Origin of the sequence: Kribbella sp. C-35, assembly GCF_046549195.1 — a bacterium.
Lineage (GTDB): Bacteria > Actinomycetota > Actinomycetes > Propionibacteriales > Kribbellaceae > Kribbella.
In genome coordinates, this window is the sequence record NZ_JAJPWG010000007.1 from 128,348 (window position 1) to 148,319 (window position 19,972).

At 67.7% G+C, this 19,972-nt stretch carries 13 protein-coding genes; 11 read left to right on the forward strand and 2 right to left on the reverse strand.

Features of this window, described 5'->3' with window-relative positions:
• The first annotated feature begins 1 nt into the window (after position 1).
• The 8 genes from ACLJOO_RS38255 to ACLJOO_RS38290 all read left to right on the forward strand — a co-directional run bounded on the left by ACLJOO_RS38255 (position 2) and on the right by ACLJOO_RS38290 (position 9,732).
• The gene (locus ACLJOO_RS38255; RefSeq protein ID WP_410792684.1) at positions 2-862 is read left to right on the forward strand and encodes an ABC transporter permease; all 861 of its coding nucleotides are present in this window, start codon (positions 2-4) and stop codon (positions 860-862) included.
• Positions 859-1,872 carry an ABC transporter ATP-binding protein gene (locus ACLJOO_RS38260; RefSeq protein WP_410792685.1) on the forward strand — a complete coding sequence of 338 codons (1,014 nt, stop codon included), beginning with the start codon at positions 859-861 and terminating at the stop codon, positions 1,870-1,872. Before ACLJOO_RS38255 ends, ACLJOO_RS38260 begins: the two co-directional genes overlap by 4 nt.
• Complete coding sequence (locus ACLJOO_RS38265; RefSeq protein ID WP_410792687.1) at positions 1,869-2,825, forward strand: ABC transporter ATP-binding protein; 957 nt, start codon at positions 1,869-1,871, stop codon at positions 2,823-2,825. Before ACLJOO_RS38260 ends, ACLJOO_RS38265 begins: the two co-directional genes overlap by 4 nt.
• Positions 2,822-3,847, forward strand: coding sequence for a LacI family DNA-binding transcriptional regulator (locus ACLJOO_RS38270; protein WP_410792689.1), 1,026 nt, complete (start codon positions 2,822-2,824; stop codon positions 3,845-3,847). The genes ACLJOO_RS38265 and ACLJOO_RS38270 overlap by 4 nt, the downstream gene beginning before the upstream one ends.
• A gap of 4 nt (positions 3,848-3,851) precedes the next feature.
• On the forward strand, positions 3,852-5,411 hold the full coding sequence (locus tag ACLJOO_RS38275) for an FAD-dependent oxidoreductase (protein WP_410792691.1): 1,560 nt from the start codon (positions 3,852-3,854) through the stop codon (positions 5,409-5,411).
• A 12-nt stretch (positions 5,412-5,423) separates the two neighbouring features.
• Positions 5,424-6,851 carry a cellulase family glycosylhydrolase gene (locus ACLJOO_RS38280; RefSeq protein WP_410792692.1) on the forward strand — a complete coding sequence of 476 codons (1,428 nt, stop codon included), beginning with the start codon at positions 5,424-5,426 and terminating at the stop codon, positions 6,849-6,851.
• 13 nt (positions 6,852-6,864) lie between these two features.
• Positions 6,865-8,964 (forward strand): DUF6351 family protein, encoded by a 2,100-nt coding sequence (locus ACLJOO_RS38285; RefSeq protein ID WP_410792694.1) that lies wholly within the window; start codon positions 6,865-6,867, stop codon positions 8,962-8,964.
• A gap of 138 nt (positions 8,965-9,102) precedes the next feature.
• Positions 9,103-9,732, forward strand: a complete 630-nt coding sequence (locus ACLJOO_RS38290) for a VOC family protein (protein ID WP_410792695.1) — start codon at positions 9,103-9,105, stop codon at positions 9,730-9,732.
• Positions 9,733-9,734: 2 nt separating this feature from the next.
• Here ACLJOO_RS38290 and ACLJOO_RS38295 read toward each other — a convergent pair whose 3' ends face one another.
• Positions 9,735-12,527, reverse strand: a complete 2,793-nt coding sequence (locus ACLJOO_RS38295; RefSeq protein ID WP_410792696.1) for a glycoside hydrolase family 2 TIM barrel-domain containing protein — start codon at positions 12,525-12,527, stop codon at positions 9,735-9,737.
• A gap of 74 nt (positions 12,528-12,601) precedes the next feature.
• On the reverse strand, positions 12,602-14,374 hold the full coding sequence (locus tag ACLJOO_RS38300; protein ID WP_410792697.1) for a glycoside hydrolase family 127 protein: 1,773 nt from the start codon (positions 14,372-14,374) through the stop codon (positions 12,602-12,604).
• 225 nt (positions 14,375-14,599) lie between these two features.
• On the opposite strand from ACLJOO_RS38300, the gene ACLJOO_RS38305 reads away from it, so the two are divergent.
• Genes ACLJOO_RS38305 through ACLJOO_RS38315 form a run of 3 tightly spaced genes read left to right on the forward strand, consistent with a single transcriptional unit; the run spans position 14,600 to position 19,968 of the window.
• Positions 14,600-16,978, forward strand: a complete 2,379-nt coding sequence (locus tag ACLJOO_RS38305) for an Ig-like domain-containing protein (RefSeq protein WP_410792698.1) — start codon at positions 14,600-14,602, stop codon at positions 16,976-16,978.
• Between the two features lie 9 nt (positions 16,979-16,987).
• Entirely contained in the window at positions 16,988-18,970 is a 1,983-nt protein-coding gene (locus ACLJOO_RS38310; protein ID WP_410792699.1) for an ABC transporter substrate-binding protein, read from the forward strand.
• Complete coding sequence (locus ACLJOO_RS38315; RefSeq protein WP_410792700.1) at positions 18,970-19,968, forward strand: ABC transporter permease; 999 nt, start codon at positions 18,970-18,972, stop codon at positions 19,966-19,968. The genes ACLJOO_RS38310 and ACLJOO_RS38315 overlap by 1 nt, the downstream gene beginning before the upstream one ends.
• The last annotated feature ends 4 nt before the right edge of the window (positions 19,969-19,972 follow it).

The following is a 19,972-nucleotide window of genomic DNA, read 5'->3' on the forward strand; positions in this document are numbered from 1 at the left end:
CATGCTCAAGAGCTGGAAGGTCCGCATCGGACTGGGCATCCTGATCTTCTTCGTACTGCTTGCTGTTTTCGGTCCGTTGATCGGCGGCGACCCGCGGGCGAACGACATCGGCGCGATCTCGCAGCCACCGAGCGCCCATCATCTCTTCGGCACCACGCAGTTCGGTCAGGACGTCCTCGCGCAGACCATCGCCGGCGCGCGCGGTTCGATGCTGGTCGGGATCCTGGCCGCCGCGATCGGCACGCTGATCGCGATCCTGGTCGGCGTACCGGCCGGGTACTTCGGCGGCGCGGTCGACAACGGCCTGAACTTCCTGACGAACCTGTTCCTGGTGATGCCGGTCCTTCCGCTGATCCTGATCGTCGCGGGCTATGTGCAAGGCACCGGCCCGTTCGTGATCGCGCTGATCATCGGCCTGTTCGGCTGGTCCGGCGGCGCGCGGACACTGCGAGCGCAGTCGCTCAGCCTGAGCAGTCGTGACTTCGTACTGGCGATGCGGATGGTCGGTGAACCGCACCGCCGGCTGATCTTCTTCGAGGTCCTGCCGCATCTGACCGGATGGATCTCGGCGATGTTCCTGCACGGCATGATCGGCGGCGTGATGGCGGAGGCCGGCCTCGCGTTCCTCGGCATCACCGACTCCGGGTCGATCAGCTGGGGCACGATGATCCAGGCCGCGCAGCAGCAGAGCGCCGTGCTGCGGGGATTCTGGTGGTGGTTCGTACCGCCCGGGCTCTGTATCGCGCTGATCGGTACGGCGGCGACGCTGGTGAACTTCGGCGTCGACGAGGTGTCGAACCCCAAACTCCGGCAGGCCCGCCGATCGGTCCTGGTCCGCACGCGGAAGGCGGTGGAAGCATGACGACGACCGAGCTTTCCACCCGTACCACCGTTCTCTCGGTGCGGGGGCTGACGGTCGACTACGTGACGGGCGACCGGCCGGTGCGGGCGTGTGACGACGTGTCGTTCGAGCTGCGGCGCGGTGAGATCCTCGGGGTGGCAGGTGAGTCGGGGTCGGGCAAGTCCACGCTGATCACCGCACTGACCCGGCTCCAGCGTCCGCCGGCCGTCACCACCGCCGGCCGGATCGCCTTCCATCCGCGCGACGGCGAGCCCACGGACCTCGTCGACCTGGCGCCGGCCGAGCTGCGGGCGCTCCGGTGGACCTCCTTGGCGATCGTCCTGCAGAGCGCGATGGACGCTCTCAACCCGGTGATGCGGGTCGGCGCACAGTTCGTCGACGTCCTGCGGGAACACGACCAGAAGCTCGGCAAGCGCGACGCTTGGACACGGGCGTCCGAGCTCCTCGGTATGGTCGGTATCTCGGCCGATCGCGTCCGCGCGTACCCGCACGAACTGTCCGGTGGCATGCGCCAACGCGCCAGCATCGCTCTCGCACTGGCGTGCGGTCCCGAGCTCGTGGTGATGGACGAGCCGACGACGGCCGTCGACGTCGTGATGCAACGCCAGATCCTCGCGCAGGTACTACGGCTCAGAAGAGAGCTCGGGTTCGCGGTCGTCTTCGTCACGCACGACCTGTCGCTGCTGCTGGAGCTCGCCGACCGGATCGCGATCATGTACGGCGGCCGCATCGTCGAGATCGGTACCGCCGAGTCCCTGTACACGAAGCCCCGGCACCCGTACACGCGCGGCCTCCGCGACTCGTTCCCGCCGCTCCGCTCAGAACTGCGCAAGTTGACCGGCATCCCCGGCAGCCCGCCGGACCTCCGCAACCCGCCGCCGGGCTGCCCGTTCCACCCCCGCTGCGCCGACCGCTTCGACGGTTGCGACGAGCAACGACCCGAACTGCTGACGATCGAGGATCATGCCGTGGCCTGCCGCCTGTACCCGTCAGGAGATGATCAACCATGAGCCAACCTGTTCTCGAGGCCCGTGGTGTCTCGAAGCACTTCGCCGCCGGACGGTCGACGGTGCGCGCGGTCGAGGATGCGACGCTGGCGTTGCTCCCGGGCCGGATCGTGGCGCTGGTCGGGGAGAGCGGTAGTGGGAAGACCACGCTGGCCCGATTGCTCGCGCGGTTCTACGCGCCGACGTCCGGTGAGATCCGGCTGCACGGCGAGGCGGTGAAGGGCAAGCCGCGCGAGTACTACCGCGACGTACAGCTGATCTTCCAGGACCCGTTCGGGTCGCTGAACCCGCTGCATCGAGTGCGGTACAACCTGGAGCGGGCGGTCAAGCTGCATCACGCCGTACGTTCGCGCGCCGAGCTGGACCAAAAAGTGACAGAGCTGCTGGAGCGGGTCAGTCTGACGCCGGCGCAGCAGTACCTCGACAAGTTCCCGCACGAGTTGTCCGGTGGGCAGCGTCAGCGAGTGGTGATCGCGCGGGCGCTGGCGGTCGAGCCGAAGGTGCTGCTCGGTGACGAGCCGATCTCGATGCTGGACGTGTCGATCCGGCTCGAGATGCTCAACCTGCTCGAGCGGCTGCGGGCCGAGGACGGACTCGCCCTGCTCTACATCACGCACGACATCGCGAGCGCGCGCTACCTGTGCGACGACATCGTCGTGATGTACGCCGGTCAGATGATCGAAGGCGGCCCGAAGGAGGACGTGATCGCGAACCCGCTGCACCCGTACACGCAGCTGCTGATCGACTCGTCCCCGGATCCCGAGCGCCGCGACCGGAGCAACCTCTTCGACGCCGAGGATCTCGGTGAACCGCCGAGCCTGATCGACCCGCCGGCCGGCTGCCGGTTCCACCCGCGCTGCCCGGTCGCGATGGACGTCTGTCGCACCGAGGCGCCGCCCCGCACCGAACTCCCGAACGGTCGCTGGACCCACTGCTGGTTGCAGGAGAACAAATGAAAGCGCCACGACAGTCCGATGTAGCCCGGCTGGCCGGGGTCTCGCAGTCTGCGGTGTCGCGGGTGGTGAGCGGGGAGGTCGACCGGATCCCGGTGGAGACCCGGGACCGGATCCTGGCCGCGGTCAAGCAGCTCGGGTACGTACCGAACGCGGCCGCGCGGAACCTGCGCAACAAGCGCAACCGGCTGCTCGGCGTCCACACCTTCGAGGCTGTGTTCCCGCACGCCCGCGAGGACTTCTACTTCGAGTTCCTGCTCGGGATCGAGGAGCGGGCCGAGGAGATCGGGTACGACCTCGTCCTGTTCACCTCGACCGGGACGAGTGACGGCCGGCGCCGGATCTACCGGGACGGCACCAACCGGCTCAACCTCGCCGACGGGACCGTCCTGCTCGGTGCCGCGACCGATCGCGAGGAACTCGCCCGGCTCTGGCACGACGGGTACCTGTTCGTCCACATCGGTCGCCGCGAGGTGCCCGGCGCGGAGATCCCCTGCATCATCCCGGACTACGTGTCGGCCGCCGACCGGATCGTCACGTCACTGGCCGAGCGCGGCCACCGGCACCTGGCGTATCTGCACTCGGGAATCGATCAGGAGGCGTACGCCGATCGCCGGACGGGCTACCGCGCCGCGGTCGAACGACTCGGTCTGCACGATCGCTCGCCGGGTCTGCGCGGCGAGCCGGGCCTGACCGAGGAGTGGCTGGACGAACTCGCGTCCGGACCGGAGACCGCGGTTGTCGCCGAGAACATCGGGCTGGCCGAGGGACTGAGGACCGGGCTGGCGGCCCGCGGGCTGAGCATTCCGCAGGACGTGTCGGTGGCGGTGCTGGAGGGCTCGGGTGACGAGCCCGGCCACCGCTGGGACTGCCTGGTGATTCCGCGCAAGGAGATCGGCCGGATCGCGATCGACGCCCTGGTGGCGCGGGTCGAGAACCCGGACGAGGAGCCCGTCAGCCAGTTGGTGGCTTGCGACCTGGTGGCCGGCGAAACCGTCGCCGCGCCCCGTACGAAGGGGGAATGAACCGGTGGAACTCGATACCGATGTGCTGGTGGTCGGCGGCGGACTTGGTGGCGTCGCCGCGGCGCTCACCGCGGTCCGGCTCGGCCGCCGCGTCGTACTGACCGAGTCGAGCGACTGGCTGGGCGGTCAGCTGACCAGCCAGCTCGTGCCGCCGGACGAGCACCCGTGGATCGAGCAGTACGCCGCCAGCGGGTACGCCGAACTCCGCCGACGCATCCGCGACTACTACCGCCGTAACTACCCGCTGACACCGTCGGTCGCATCAGATCCGCTCCTCGACCCGGGGCTCGGTGTCGTCAGCCGCTTCTGCCACGAACCACGAGTCGCCGCGGCCGTACTGGAGGAGATGCTCGCACCGTGGGAGGCCTCCGGCCGACTGATCGTGTACGTCGAGCACGAGCCGATCGCGGCAGCCACGACCGGCGACGAGATCGAGGCCGTGACGCTGCGGGACCTCAGGTCCGGCGACGAGCGGATCGTGTCGGCGACGTACGTCGTGGACGCGACCGAGCTCGGCGATCTGCTCGAGTTGGCGAACGTCGAGCACGTGATCGGCGCGGAAGGCCGTGATCAGACCGGCGAGCTGCATGCGCCGGACGTCGCGAATCCCCTTGATCAGCAGGCGTTCTCATGGTGTTTCGCGCTGGAGCACCGGCCGGGGGAGGACCACACCATCGATCGACCTGCGTCCTACGAGCACTGGCGGGACACGGTCGCGCCGTTCTGGCCAGGTTCGCAGTTGTCCTGGACGGACGTCGTACCGGTGACGCTGGAGCAGCGGGAGTGGAAGCTGTTCGAGGCGAACCCTTCGAAGCGAGCACCCTTCTCGCTCTGGCGCTACCGGCAGATCCTTGCCAGTAGCAACTTTGTCGACAAGGCGATCCCGGACGTCACGGTGGTGAACTGGCCGCAGCTCGACTACTGGGAGCAGCCGCTCCTCGGCGGGTCCGATGCCTCGAAAGCTTTAGCCGCCAGCCGAGACCTTTCGTTGTCGTTCCTCCATTGGATGCAGACCGAGGGCGGGTATCCCGGCCTGCGCCTCAGGCCGGACGCCACCGGTACGGCGGACGGTCTAGCGAAAACGCCGTACATCCGGGAAGCGCGCCGGATCCAGGCCGAGTTCACCGTGCTGGAGCAGCACGTCGGCGTGGAGGCGCGACCGGACGGTGCGGGTAGCGAGGTCTTCGGGGACACCGTCGGGCTCGGGCGGTACCGGATCGATCTGCATCCGAGTACGGCGGGGCGCAGCTACGTCGACATCGAGGCGTACCCGTTCCAGATCCCGCTCGGCGCGTTGATCCCGGTCCGCGTCGACAACCTGCTCCCGGCGAACAAGAACATCGGGACCACGCACATCACCAACGGTTGTTACCGCCTCCACCCGGTCGAGTGGAGTATCGGCGAGGCGGTCGGCGCACTGGTCAGCTTCTGCCTGACCGAAGGCCTGTCACCACGCAAGGTCCGTAACGATCCCGCCCACCTGGCCGACTACCAACGCCTGCTGGCCGACGGTCTGAAGATCCCGCTGACCTGGCCGGAGGAGATCCGCACCCATCGCGACTGAAGGGACCCTGTTGTGCTCCGAAAGTCTTTGGCCGCCCTGTGTACCGCCCTCCTGCTCTCCGCCGCGTCCTTGGTGAACGCCGCGGCGAGCACGACCGCCCTCCCCGCCCTGCACACCGAAGGCAATCGCATCAAGAACAGTGCCGGCACCAACGTCACCCTCAAGGGTGTCTCCGTCATCGCACCCGAGCAGAACGACGTCTGCACCGACTGCAACAACAAACCGATCAACGACCTCATCGACATGACGGTCTCGAACGGCTGGAACTCCAAGGTCCTCCGCCTGCTCGTCACCGAGGCGATCGGCAAGGACCTGAACGCGTACGACGCGACGTACATCAAGCCGTACGTCGATCACGCGGTGGCCAAGGGTCTTTACGTGATCATCGACCTGCACCTGGTCCGCAACTACGGTGACGCTGCAGGCGCCGTACCGCAGGCGGATGTGAAGGGTTTCTGGGACTTCATCGCGCCGCGGTACGCGAACAACCCGAACGTGCTGTTCGAGGTGTTCAACGAGCCGATCGCGCCGGACAACTGGGCCACCTGGAAGTCGTACATCCAGCCGGTCGTGAACTCGATCCGCTCGGTCGCGTCGAACGTGATCCTGATGGGCAGCCCGTCCTGGAGCACCCGGCTGAACGGCGCGCTGACCGACCCGATCACCGGCGGCAACATCGCGTACGTCTACCACCTCTACCCGAACCAGGGTCCCGCGACGGCCGCGAACCTCGACCCGAAGTTCGGTACGGCGGCCGCGACGCTGCCCGTCGTACTCACGGAATTCGGCTGGGACCCGTCACCGTCGGCGAACCAGGTCACGGCCGGTACGACGTCCGGCTGGGGACTGCCGTTGCGCCAGTATCTGGACGCGCGTCCGCAGATCGGATGGATGGGGTGGATCTTCGACAACTTCTGGGCTCCGGTGTGGTTCGACAAGAACTGGAACCTGCTGAGCGGTGAGTATCAGGGCGGCTTCATGCGCGACTGGCTGGCCGGTGCTCCGGCGACGTCACCGTGCTCGAGTCACCTGGCCCGCGGCGCGACGGTGACCGCGTCCTCGACGTACGACGCGAACTCGGGCGCGCCGAAAGCGGTTGACGGGTCGTGTGCGGACAGCGGACGCTGGATGTCGGCCGTCGGCGACACGGCGCCGGTACTCACAGTGGATCTGGGGACCTACAAGGATGTGAGTCAGGTGGACGTCTACAGCGGGTACGGGTACCCGAACGTTGCCACCGGCACCGTCCTGACCGCGTTCAAGGTCGAGGGCCACACGTCCGCCGGCTGGGTCCAGCTGGGCAGCTACAGCGCCAACACCCGCGCCCTGGTCTCGACCGTGGTGACCTCCGTGGCCATCAACCAGATCCGGCTGACGATCACCGACCCGTCCAGCACCACACCCGACATCGCCCGCGTCTACGAGGTGGCCGCCCACTAGGAGGAGGACTCGCGTGATTCGTTCCCGACCAGTTCGCCTTGTTGTCGCTCTGCTTGCCAGCGCTCTCGTACTCCCCGCGGTTCCGGCCGTGGCGACCCGGGAGGTGAAGCTGGAGATCCTGTCCGGGCGCCCGGACAAGGTGACCGGTGGCGATGCGCTCGTGCATGTCGTTGCACCGGATGACGGCGTTCGAGTGACTCTGAACGGCAACGACGTGTCATCGGCGTTCACCGCTGACGGCGACGGTCTGACCGGGCTGGTCGGGAACCTGCGGCTCGGCTCCAACCTGCTGCGAGCCGAGTCAGAAGGACGGCGTACGACGCTGGAGGTGCAGAACTATCCGCGGCAGGGGCCGGTGTTCTCGGGGCCGCACGAGCAACCGTTCCTGTGTGAGACGGCCAACTTCACGATCCCGGTGATCGGCGGCACGCTCGGCGCTCCGCTGGACGCGGACTGCACGGTCGCGCCACGGGTCGACTACTTCTACCGGACCACCGCGGGCCAATTCGTGAAGTGGCCGGCCGGCGCCACGTCGTACCCGGCGGATCTCGCGAAGACGGACTCTGGTGATCCGTTCATCGTGCGGATGGAGACCGGCAGCGCGAACCGGGCCGTCGTCCAGACCAGCATGCTGCACGACCCGTTGCGTTCGGCCGCGCCGACCCCGACGCGGCGTTCGCACAGCTGGAACGGCCGGGCGATCTTCACGCTCGGCGGCGGATGCGCCGGCGGCTGGTACCGGTCGGGTACGACGACCGGCGGGGTGACGGACGCGTTCCTGCTCGGTCGCGGGTACGCGCTGATGTCGTCGTCGCTGAACGTGTTCGGCCAGAACTGCAACGACCTGACCGCGGCCGAGTCCGCGATGATGACGAAGGAACTGTTCGTCGAGCACTACGGCCGCCCGGACTTCACAGTCGGTTTCGGGTGCTCCGGCGGCTCGTACCAGGCGCATCAGATCACCGACAACTACCCGGGCATCTTCGACGGCATCATCGTCGGCTGCTCGTTCCCGGAGGTCGGGTTCGGCACGGTCTCGTTCATCAGCGACTCGTGGCTGCTCGACTCGTACTTCACCAAGTCGACGGTGCCGTGGACGCAGGAGCAGAAGCGTCAGGTGGCCGGCTTCCAGACGTACGCGACGCTGCCGAGTATGGCGGTGAGCGCCGGCCGGATCGACCCGCGGCTCAACTGCTCGCACCTACCTGTGGAGCAGCGCTACGACCCCGCGACGAACCCACGGGGCGCCCGCTGCGACGTCTTCGATCACACGATCAACGCCTACGGCACGGACCCGTCGACCGGGTTCTCGCGCCGGCCGCTCGACAACGTCGGCGTCCAGTACGGGCTGAAGGTGCTGAAGTCCGGGGTGATCACGCCGGCCCAGTTCCTCGACCTGAACGAGCGGGTCGGCGGGTTCGACGCGGACGCCAACCTGGTGCCGTCCCGGACCGTGGCGGATCCGCAGGCCACGCGGACGGCGTACCGGACCGGGCGGCTGACGAACGGCGGGGGCGGGCTGAAGGACGTGCCGATCATCGACTACCGGGCGTACTACGACACCCAGTCATACGGCGACATCCACGTCCGGTACCACACGTTCTCGATGCGCGCCCGGCTGCAGAAGGCGAACGGCACGGCGGCCAACCAGGTGAGCCTGCTCGAGGACGCGACGTACGGACTGTTCAGCACCGCGAGCCCGCTGCTGCAGCACGCGGTCGACGAGATGGATCGTTGGTTGACTGTGTTGACCGCGGACAGCACGTCGCGGCCGCGGATCGACAAGATCGTGGCGGCGCGGCCGTCCGGGCTGGTCGAGGGGTGTCGTGCTCCTTCAGGCTTCGTCGCGCAGCCGCTGAACCGCGATCCCGCGTCGCGCTGCGAGAAGCTGTTCCCGTCCGCGTCGTTCCCGCGCGAGGTGGCTGGGGCCGGTGTGGCGGCGGACGTGATCAAGTGCAAGCTGCGGGAGCCGGTGCGGTCGGAGTACCCGGGGTTCACCGACGCGCAGTGGAGCAAGCTGCTGACGACCTTCCCTGGCGGGGTCTGCGACTGGTCGAAGCCAGGGATCGGCCAGCAGCCGTTGGCCGGGACGTGGATCAGCTTCCCAAGCTGAGAATGCGAGTCCGGCCGGGGCCAATTCGCTGTGGTAATCTCAACGTCGCAGGCGCGGGTTCTAACCCGGTCGTAGGGCGCAGCGGCAACAAGCCGAAAGGGCAAGGCCCACCTACTTCAAGACCGAAGAGGGAGCGCCATGCCCAAGCTCGAAACCTACAAGAAGCAGGCGAAACTGCTCGTTCGCTGGCACCGCGACGGGAATTTCTCGATTGGCGGTCGCATCCGACAGCTCGCGCGCTATCGCACGTTGTCCGACCGCGAAGCACTCGCGCTGAAGTTTCCCCTCACCGAAGCCCAAGAGATCATCGCCCTCGAAGCGGGCTTCGCCAGCTGGGCCGAACTCAAGGCGAGCACGGACGCGGCCGCGCCCACCAGCGAGCAGCCGGAGACTCAGGACACGGCAGTCGCGAGCGCCAAACCGGTGCTGTACGTCGCCGACGTCGATGCCTCGGCCACGTTCTACCGGGACCAGCTCGGCTTCCGGATCGATTTCTTGCACGGCAACCCGCCGTTCTACGGATCGGTGTCGCGCGACGGCGCGATCTTGCACCTGAAGTTGGTAGACGAGCCGGTGTTCGCGGCCGGTGCCGCCGAACGAGAGGGGCTCATCATGGCGTTCGTCGAGACGCCGAACGTCCGCGAACTTTACACGGAGTATCTGGCGGCTGACGCCGAGATCGTGCAGAAACTGACCAAACAAGCGTGGGGCGGCACCGACTTCATCGTGCGCGACCCGGACGGCAACGCGATCGCGTTCGTCGGCTAGGGCTAGGTGGGGATTCCCAAGCTGAACCTGAAGGTGTGTTTCTGCGGTTGCAGGTCGTGCGGCGGCAGGATCGGCGCGCCGCTCGTCGGACTCCCGAGGCCGTGCTGCAGGGCATCCAGCGTGATCCAGACCCGGTCACTCGGGTGCAGGTCCGCTGGGTGCTCGGCGGCGGCCAGGTCGGCTGTCGTCCAACGACGTACCATCAGCGCGAAGTGGGGATCGCCGGTCAGCCTGAGCTTGCCCGCCGACCCGGAGAGTTCGGCCCAGCGGACGTCACCGCGGGCGCCGTTCTCCTGCGGATACAGGTACGGCACCTGGAAGTCGTCGATCGTGCTCGTGTAGCGCCCGATCCGCGCCGCCGAGCGAGAGTCCGGATAGGCCTGCCCCGGACCCAACCCGAACCAGGTCAGGCCGTGAAAGCCCGCCGGCACTCCGAACGTCACCCCGAGCCGAGCCCACGGCACCATCCACTCACCCAACGGCTCGACCTCGACCTCTGCCGTCAGCCGCCCGCCGTCGGTCCTCCAGGTGTACGTCGTCAGCACCCGCGCGTCCGTCGCCGCGGCGCCCACCATCGTCGCCACAACCAGCTCATCACCTGAGGTCTCGACGGACACGGTCCGGTACCGCAACCGATCCAGCCCCGCATTCGCCCACCGGGTCTTCCGATCCAGCGTGGTGGCATCCCACGTCCGCGCATCGTGCTGTGTAGGCGCCCGCCACAACTCCAGCGGACGATGCTCAATCGCCCACCCGCCAAGCCCCACCAACCGCCCGGTCCGCCCATCAAACCGCCCCGGTCCCACGACGACCTCCCCACCCGGGGGACGGGACGTGGAGGCATCGGCTGGCGTGCTGGGGTGCCGCGCGGGGGCGGTGGTTGGCGTGGTGTGGTGCGTCGGTGCGAGTTGGGTTTGGGTGAAGGTGATCTCGTGGCCGGCTGGGGCCCAGGGGGTGTCGTTGGTGAGTACGGCGCGGATTGTCAGCCAGCGTTCGCGGTTCTGGAGTGCCGGGAGTTCGGGAAGTTGGACGGTCGCGGACCGGCCGGCCGGGATCACCGGGAGCGCGAGGGGGCCGCGGGCAACCACTTCGCCTTCGTCGGCGATCTCCCAGTGGAGGGACAGGTGGGATGTGTCGAGTACGTCGTACCGGTTGGTGATCGTGAGAACATCGCCGGCGACGGACAGGCGCACCGGCTCGTAGACCTTGTGGACCTCCGCGAGCACCGGCTGCGGGGTCAGATCGGGGAACACCAGGCCGTCGAGGACGTACGTACCGTCGTGCAGTTCCTCGCCGAAGTCACCGCCGTACCCGTAGGAACCGTCCGCTCGCAGGATGCCGTGTTCCATCCACTCCCAGAGGAACCCGCCCTGACAGCGTTCGTAGGTGTCGAACAGCGCCTCGTACTCCGGCAACCCACCAGGACCGTTGCCTCCGGCATGCGAATACTCACACAGCACGAAGGGCATCGAACGCCGCCGCGCATCCAGGACCGGGTCCTCCAACGGCTTCTCCGCGCGCTTCCCGATCGCCTCGACCTCGGCGTGCGACGCGTACATCCGGCTGTACACATCAACATCCGCACACGACAGATCGCCCTCGTAGTGCAACGGCCGCGACGGATCCCGGTCCCGCGTCCACGCCGCCATCGCGGTCAGGTTCGACCCGACGCCGGCCTCATTCCCGAGCGACCACATGACGACCGACGGATGGTTCTTGTCCCGCTCGACGGTCCGCCGCATCCGGTCCAGCGACGCGTCCAGGAACCGCGGGTCGTCGGCCGGGTTCCCCTGCCAGTCGATCAGCATGAACCCGTGCGACTCGTAGTCGCACTCGTCCATCACCCAGAACCCGAGCTCGTCGCACAACTCCAGCAAACGAGTGTCCGGCGGGTAATGACTGGTCCGGATCGCGTTGATGTTGTGCCGCTTCATCACCAGTAGCTCTTCGCGCAGCCGCTGATGAGGTACGGCGCGACCGAACACCGGATCGTGTTCGTGCCGGTTCACCCCGTGGAACAGGATCCGCCGCCCGTTGACCCGCAGTACGCCGTCGACGATCTCCACCGTCCGGAACCCGATCCGCAGCGCGACCCGCTCACCGGGCAGCTCCACGACCGCGTCGTACAACCGTGGCACCTCGGCCGACCACGGCTCGACGACCGGAATCGTCACGGTCTCCCCGCACGGCACCACCACATCCAGCTCCCGGATCCGCACCACCGCACCCGGTGCCGACTCGACGCGGAGCACGCCGGAGCCGTCCCTGAAGTCGGCGTGCACGAACACGTCGGCGTCCACCGGACGGGCGATCAGCGTGACGTCCCGGAAGATCCCCGGCAGCCACCACATGTCCTGGTCCTCGAGGTACGAACCGGACGACCACTGGTGCACGCGCACCGCGAGCACGTTCCGGCCCGGCCGCAGTACGCCGCCGACCGCGAACTCGGCCGGCAGGCGCGAACCGCGCGTCACCCCGAGCTCGACCCCGTTCAGCCAGACCCGCGCGCACGAGTCCACCCCGTCGAACCGCAGCACCGTCGAACCACTCCACGACTCCGGCAGCTCGAAGGCCAACCGATGATCGCCGGTCGGGTTCTCGTCCGGCACGTACGGCGGATCGACCGGGAACGGATACTTCTGATTCGTGTACGCCGGACTCCCATACCCGTGCATCGGCCACGACGATGGCACCGGCAACCAGTCCCAGTCCGAGTCGTCGAAGTCCATGTCCTCGAACCCGGCCTCACCCACTGAAGGCGACAGCCGGAACCGCCACTGCCCGTTCAAACTCATCCGAGGGGCATCTGACCGCACCGCGGCCCGCGGCGGCAGCACGCCATACCCCGGACCTGGATCCTCCCAGTAGTTCACGCGTCCTCCCGGATCCACACGGTCATCGGTCCGACTTCCCGGTTGGCCCAGGCGTAGTAGGGGATCGCGGTCAACGTGCCATCGCGCGTCGGTACGTCGACTGTCGTCACACCGCCGAGCAGGTCCGGTCGCTCGCGCTCGATCAGCTCGCCCGCGACCACAGCCGCCGAGTCGAGTACGACGTCCGCGTCCTGCTGCTCGAAGCAGTACACCAACGGGCCGCGCTCGATCGCGATGCAGCCACGCACGGCGTCGATCCGCTCGTCAGGCGTCGTACGGCGCGCCGCGACCGGCAACTCCAGCACGACCTCGTCACCCACCGCCCACACCCGCCGCAGCGGTCCCTCGAACCCGTTGACCGTCAGCCGATGAGTCTCGGCCCACGCCGGGATCCGCAGACCGAGAGTCCACGGCGTGTCCGGCGTCGAGGTGATCCGCACCCGGACAGTCCCGTGCCACGGATACTCGGTCTCAACATCGAAACCGATCGGACCGACGTTCACCGAAGCCGGCGCATACAGCTGTACCTGCACCCCGTCGTCGTCCGAGGTCGCGATCAGCTGGTCCAGCGACGAGAGCGTGCGCATCACGTTCGGAGGACAGCACGCCGTACCGAACCACGGCTGCCGCCCACCCACCGCGGACCGCTGATCGTCGGCGAACGCGTTGCTCCGCACCTTCAACGTGTTCACGTAGAAGAACCGGTCACCGTCGAGCGAGACCCCGGAGATCACGGCGTTGTAGAGCGTCCGCTCGATCAGGTCGGCGTACTTGCTCTCACCCGTCGCGAGCAGCAGTCGCCAGCACCACTGCACACTCGCGATCGCGGCACAGGTCTCGCAGTACGCCGCATCCGGTGGCAGCTCGAACGGGTCGCCGAACGCCTCGCCGTACCACCTCGCCCCGACGCCACCGGTCAGGTACGTCTGGCTCTCGACCATGGTCGACCACGTCGCCCGCAACGCGTCGAGCAGCTCCTCGTCTCCTGTCTCCACCGCGACGTCGGTCGCACCGGACGCGAGATAGAGCGCCCGGACCGCGTGCCCGGCGATCGTGCGGACCTCACGCACCGGCAGGTGATCCTGGAAGTACGCCGGACCGTGGTGACCCGGGGGAGTGAGCAGCCCGTGCCCGCGCGCCTCGACGAAGTACGACGCCAGCTCGAGGTACGCCGCCGTACCGGTCTCGCGGTAGAGCTCGACGAGCGCCATCTCGATCAGCGGATGCCCGTCGACGCCTTGCAGTCGTCCTGGGCCGAACGTCTTGCACAGGTGATCGGCGAACCGGCACGCCACGTCGAGCAAGGTGCGATCCCCGGTCGCCCGCACCTGCGCCACGGCTGCCTGCAGGAGGTGTCCCGCGCAGTACAGCTCGTGCCCCTTCTCCAGGTCGCCGTACCGCTGCCCGTCGAGTGCCAGCCGCGTGTGCGTGTTGAGATAGCCGTCGGGTTCCTGCGCGGCGGCGACCAGCGCGCTCGCCCTGAACTGCCAGTCCGCGAGCTCCGTCGACGGCTCGCGGGCCTGCTCCCAGGCGACCGCCTCAAGCCACTTGTAGACGTCGGTGTCGGCGAACAGCTTGCCCGCGAAGTGTTGTCCGGTGGTGGCGCCTGTCTCGTGGTCGGCGGCCTGGCGGAAGTTGCGCAGCGTCCCGACCTCCTCGAGCCGCTGCGCGGCGGCCGGGATGGTTGCGTCGCGGTTGGTCCGTTGCCGCTCCAGCCAGAACCCGCCGCTGATCTTGGTGCTGCCGAGGGGGAGTGGGCGCAATGGCATGGAGGCAAGGTAACCACCGCCGCGGACGTCGAGGCAAGAGTTCGTGCAAACGATTGCGGGAACGAGAATCTCTGCCTGCAAACGATTGCGGTTTTTCGGCGTCACGCTCTTGACATGGCTTCGTAACCTCCGTGACCATGAGGGCCGTCGTTCCATTCGGACTTGACTAGATATTCAGACTGCGCAACTCAGCAGCCGCCCCCTGCCGAAAGCGAGGCATGGACGATGACTGAAACTCCCCCTCCCAGTCCACCGGGCTGGTCCCGGCGCGGATTCGTCGGGACGACCGCGGCCGCGATCGGAGTCGCGTCGCTCGGCATCACGCCGACGGCGACCGCCAGGACCGCGACGACCGCTGGCTCGAACGACGACCGGTTGCCTGCCTTCCCCGGTGCCGAGGGCGCCGGGAAGTGGGCCAAGGGCGGCCGCGGCGGCTCGGTGTACGAGGTGACCACGCTGGCCGATTCCGGACCCGGTTCGCTCCGTGAAGGCGTCTCCGGCTCCGACCAGACCATCGTGTTCCGGGTCTCCGGCACCATCAAGCTGGAGACCCAGCTGCTGATCTCCGGCAACAACCTGACCATCGCCGGACAGACCGCGCCGGGTGGCGGCATCTGCCTGTCGGGTCACAGCACCGGGATCAAGGGCAGCGCCCACGACATCGTGATCCGCTACCTGCGGTTCCGGCTCGGCGACCTGTACGAGATCGCGGACGACTCGTTCAACACCAACGTGCCCGGTTCGGTCAGCCCGGAGATCCGCAACCTGATCATCGACCACTGCTCGTTCAGCTGGGCGGTCGACGAGTGCCTGTCGCCGTACGGGAACTACGACGTCACCGTGCAGTGGTGCATCGTCTCCGAGGGGCTGGCGCTGTCCGCGCACCCGAAGAACCGGCACGGGTACGGCGGGATCTGGGGCGGCGAGCGGAACACGTACCACCACAACCTGGTCGCCCACCAGGGCGGACGGCAGCCGCGCTTCGGCTACACCGAGGGCATCAACCTCGAGGTCGACCATTACAACAACGTGATCTACGACCACGGCTACACCTCGGTGTACGGCGGTGAGTGGGCCAACGGCATCAACATCATGAACAACTTCTACAAGCCGGGCCCGACCACGCTCGACGAGGTCGCACCGGTTGTGGTGAGCGCGAACCGCGGCGGCCAGTGGTACGTCGCCGGCAACCACGTCGACGGCCACCCGGATGTCACCGCACACAACCGCCGCGGTATCCGGTACCCGATCGGCGGCATCGTCGAGCTGGCCGAGCCGCAGCCGATCCCGGGCCGCGGCGACCTGCAGGCGGCGAGCAAGGCGTACGAGGCGGTGCTGGACGGCGCCGGCGCGATCCTGCCGAAGCGCGACGCCGCCGACGCCCGCGTCGTCGAGGAGGTCCGCAACGGCACCGGCCGGCTGATCAACTCGCAGAAGCAGGTCGGCGGCTACCCGGAGCTCGTCCAGACCGAGGCGCCGGTGGACTCCGACCACGACGGCATCCCGGACTGGTGGGAGAAGGCCAACGGCCTCGACCCGAACGACCCGTCGGATGCGCAGAAGATCGCGCCGAACGGCTACACCTACCTGGAGAACTACCTCAACTCGCTGGTCCCGGACCCGGTCGGCAACCCGGCCGTGCGGATCACCAGCCCGGAGCAGAACACGACCGTCGCCGGTCGCACCGCGCCGACCGTGACGATCACGGCCGACGCGTCCGCCGCGAAGGGCGGGCAACTCGCCAGGGTGGAGTTCTTCAACGGCGACCAGGTGATCGGTGCTGCAACGCAGGCGCCGTACCAGGTCCAATGGAAGTACGTTGCCGACGGCTCCTACTGGATCACTGCGCGGGCCACCGACAAGAACGGTACGGCGACCCAGTCGACCGCTGTCCAGGTGCACGTCAACCGGCAGACCGGCACGACGGGCTGGACGTCGGCGTCGATCGGGAAGCCGCCGGTGCCGGGCTCCGGCAGCCTGGACGGCGGCGTGCTGACCATCAAGGGTTCCGGCCGGATCTACGGGCGGACGAGCAACTTCCACTACGTGTACCGCAAGCTCCAGGTCGGCGGCGCGGGTGCGGTCTCGCAGATCACCGCGCGGCTGGACCAGCTCAGCAAGATCGCCAACGGACTCACCGCGGGTCTGATGATCCGCGACTCGCTGGACCCGGCCGCGCCGTACATGTACGGCGGTATCGGCTTCGGCGTCGCGGGCGGGTACGGCACGGTCAACGACAACGCCAGCGCCGCGCCGACCGCCACCGACGACGGCGGTATGAAGGCGCAGGCGATCCGGATCCAGACCGACGGGTCGGTGCCGAGTGTCGGCCCGTGGCCGTGGGACGACAGCTACCTGGACCCCACGAAGGTGTACTGGCTGCGGCTGCTCCGGCGCGAGCGCCCGCAGGCCCGGGAGGTCGAGTTCGAGGCCTTCATCTCCACTGATCAGGTCAAGTGGGACCGCTTCGGCTACGAAAAGATCATGATGCCGAGCCGGACCTTCTATATCGGTTTCGCCATCGACGGCGGCCGCCTGGACGACAACGGCCTCGTCGACTACGGGACCGCGCAGTTCAGCAACATCACGCTCGAGCAGCAGTGAGGTAGAGACATGTCCCAACGCATGATTGACCGGCGCCGGCTGCTGCAGGGCGGTCTCGGCCTCCTGGCCGTGGCGACCATCCCTGGGTGCGGCTTCTTCGACACCAAGCCGGCCGGCTCCGGCGCGCAGGTCGCCGCGGCCGGCGAGAAGGAGTCGCCGATGCTGAAAGCCCTGGTGGACAAGGGCTCCCTGCCCCCGCTGGCGGACCGGTTGCCGAAGAACCCGCCGGTGATCAAGCCCCTCGAGGGCAAGGCGCAGTACGGCGGAACCTGGCGGTCGGCGATGCTGACCCAGGAGGACACCCAGTGGCTGTGGTACGCGATGCGCTACGAGCCGCTGCTGCGCTGGAAGCCCGACAAGGTCGGCAAGCCCGGGTACGACGAGATCGAGGCGAACGTCGCCGAGTACACGGTCGATGCCGAGAGCAAGGTGTACACGTTCACGCTGCGCGAGGGCCTGAAGTGGTCCGACGGCAAGCCGTGTACGGCGGACGACCTGATGTTCACGATCCTCGAGGTGCAGTGCGACACGGGACTGCACCCGGACGGCCTGTACGACGCGTTCACGTCGCCGGACACCGGCAAGATCGCGAAGGTCGAGAAGGTCGACGAGCGCACGATCAAGCTGACCTACAGCTCGCCGCAGCCGTCGCTGCTCGTGCAGATCGCCGACGCGATCTTCGAGCGTGAAGGCGCCTACGGGATGCTGCTGCCGAAGCACTACTTCCAGCAGTTCCACCTGAAGTACAACAAGAACGCGAACGCACTGGCGAAGAAGGCCGGCGTCGGCAGCTGGACCGACCTGTTCGCGCAGAAGCAGAACCCGTGGACCAACCCCGAGCAGCCGACACTGGCACCGTGGAAGGTGACAACCGCGCTCGGTAAGGGCTCCGCGGTCACCCTGACCCGGAACCCGTACTACTGGAAGGTCGACGACCAGGGCCGCCAGTTGCCGTATATCGACAACTGCCGCGTCGAGGTCGTCCAGGACGCCCAGGTCGAGCTGCTCAAGGTGATGAACGGCGAGTTCGGTATGCAGTACCGGAACTTCGGGACGCCGCAGAACAAGCCGGTCGTCGCGCAGAACCGGGAGAAGGGCGGCTACAAGATCTTCGAGGTGCCGACCCAGCTGACCAACACGATGGTCCTCGGCCTCAACATGACGCACAAGGACCCGGCCAAGCGGGCGCTGTTCTCGAACAAGGAGTTCCGGGCCGGCCTCTCGCACGCGATCAACCGCAAGGAGGTCATCGACGCGGTCTACGCCGGTCAGGGTGAGCCCTGGCAGGGCGCGCCGCCGAAGGACTCGCCGTACTACAACGAGCAGCTGGCCACGCAGTTCCTGGAGTTCGACGCCGCGAAGGCGAACCAGCACCTGGACGCGGCCGGGCTGACGAAGAAGTCGCCGGACGGCAAACGGCTCGGCGCGGACGGGAAGCCGGTGTCGGTCGCCGTACTGGTGAGTGAGTCGTTCCCGGACCACGTCGAGGCGATCGAGTTCGTCAAGAAGCGCTGGGCCGCGGTCGGGATCGAGCTGCGCACCCAGGCGGTCAGCGAGGACCTCTACAAGGAACGGGTCAAGGGCAACGACCACGACGCCGGGACCTGGACCTGCGGCACGTTCGTGCTGCCGACCGGCACCGGTGGCGACCACTACTGGGTGCCGACCAACGACGGCAGCGCGCGCTACGGGATCGGTTGGGCGCAGTGGTACCAGTCGGACGGCGAGAAGGGCATCAAGCCGCCGGCCGAGGTGCAGAAGCAGATGGAGCTGTTCACCCAGGCGCGGCAGGAGCCGGACCCGGCGAAGACGCTCGAGCTCGGCAAGCAGATCCTGCAGATCGCGGCCGACCAGTTCTACTACATCGGCGTCAGCTCGGTGCCGAACACGTACGGCGTGGTGAAGAACGACTTCCACAACGTGCCGGAGAAGATGAGCGAGTCGGTTGCCCCGGGCATCGTCCACCCCGAGCAGTTCGCGATCGGCCAGTAATGCTGCGGTTCGTGGCCCGGCGGCTGGTGTGGATGGTCATCACGCTGGCGGCTATCTCGTTCGTCACCTTCGTGGTCATCAAGCTGCCGCCGGGCGACTACACCACCACGGTGATCGCGAACGCGGAGGCCCGCGGCCAGGACATCCCGGACTCGCAGATCGCCGAGCTGAAGCGGCACTACGGGCTCGACAAGCCGTTCATGGTGCAGTACTTCACCTGGATCAAGGGCGTCGTACTGCACGGCGACCTCGGGCAGTCGTTCGCCTGGAACCAGTCGGTCGCCAGCCTGATCGGCAACCGGGTGCTGCTCTCGATGGTGTTGTCGATCGCCAGTCTGCTGTTCGTCTGGGCGATCGCGTTCCCGATCGGCATCTACAGCGCGCTGCGGCAGTACTCGGCCGGTGACTACTTCGCGTCGTTCCTCGGCTTCATCGGGATGGCCGTCCCGGAGTTCATGCTCGCGCTGGTGATGATGTACATCGGGTTCCGGTACTTCGGTCAGAGCGTCGGCGGACTGTTCTCACCGGAGTACGCCGACGCGGCCTGGAACCTGGGCAAACTGCTCGACCTGATCTCCCATCTGTGGGTCCCGATCGTGGTGGTCGGGGTCGCCGGTACGGCGGGATTGATCAGGATCACCCGGGCGAACCTGCTCGACGAGCTGCACAAGCCGTACGTCGCGACCGCCCGCGCGAAGGGCCTGCCGGAGTGGAAGCTGCTGCTCAAGTACCCGGTCCGGATGTCGCTCAGCCCGTTCTTCAGCACGGTCGGCTGGCTGCTGCCCGGCCTGATCAGCGGCGAGACGATCGTGTCGGTCGTGATGAGCCTGCCGACCAGCGGCCCGCTGCTGCTCGGGGCGGTGAAGAGCCAGGACATGTACCTGGTCGGCAGCTTCGTGCTGATCCTCAGCACGCTGACGGTGATCGGCACGATGCTCAGCGACCTCGCACTGGCCTGGTGGGATCCGCGGATCCGCACCCGGTTCCAGAAGGGATAGATCC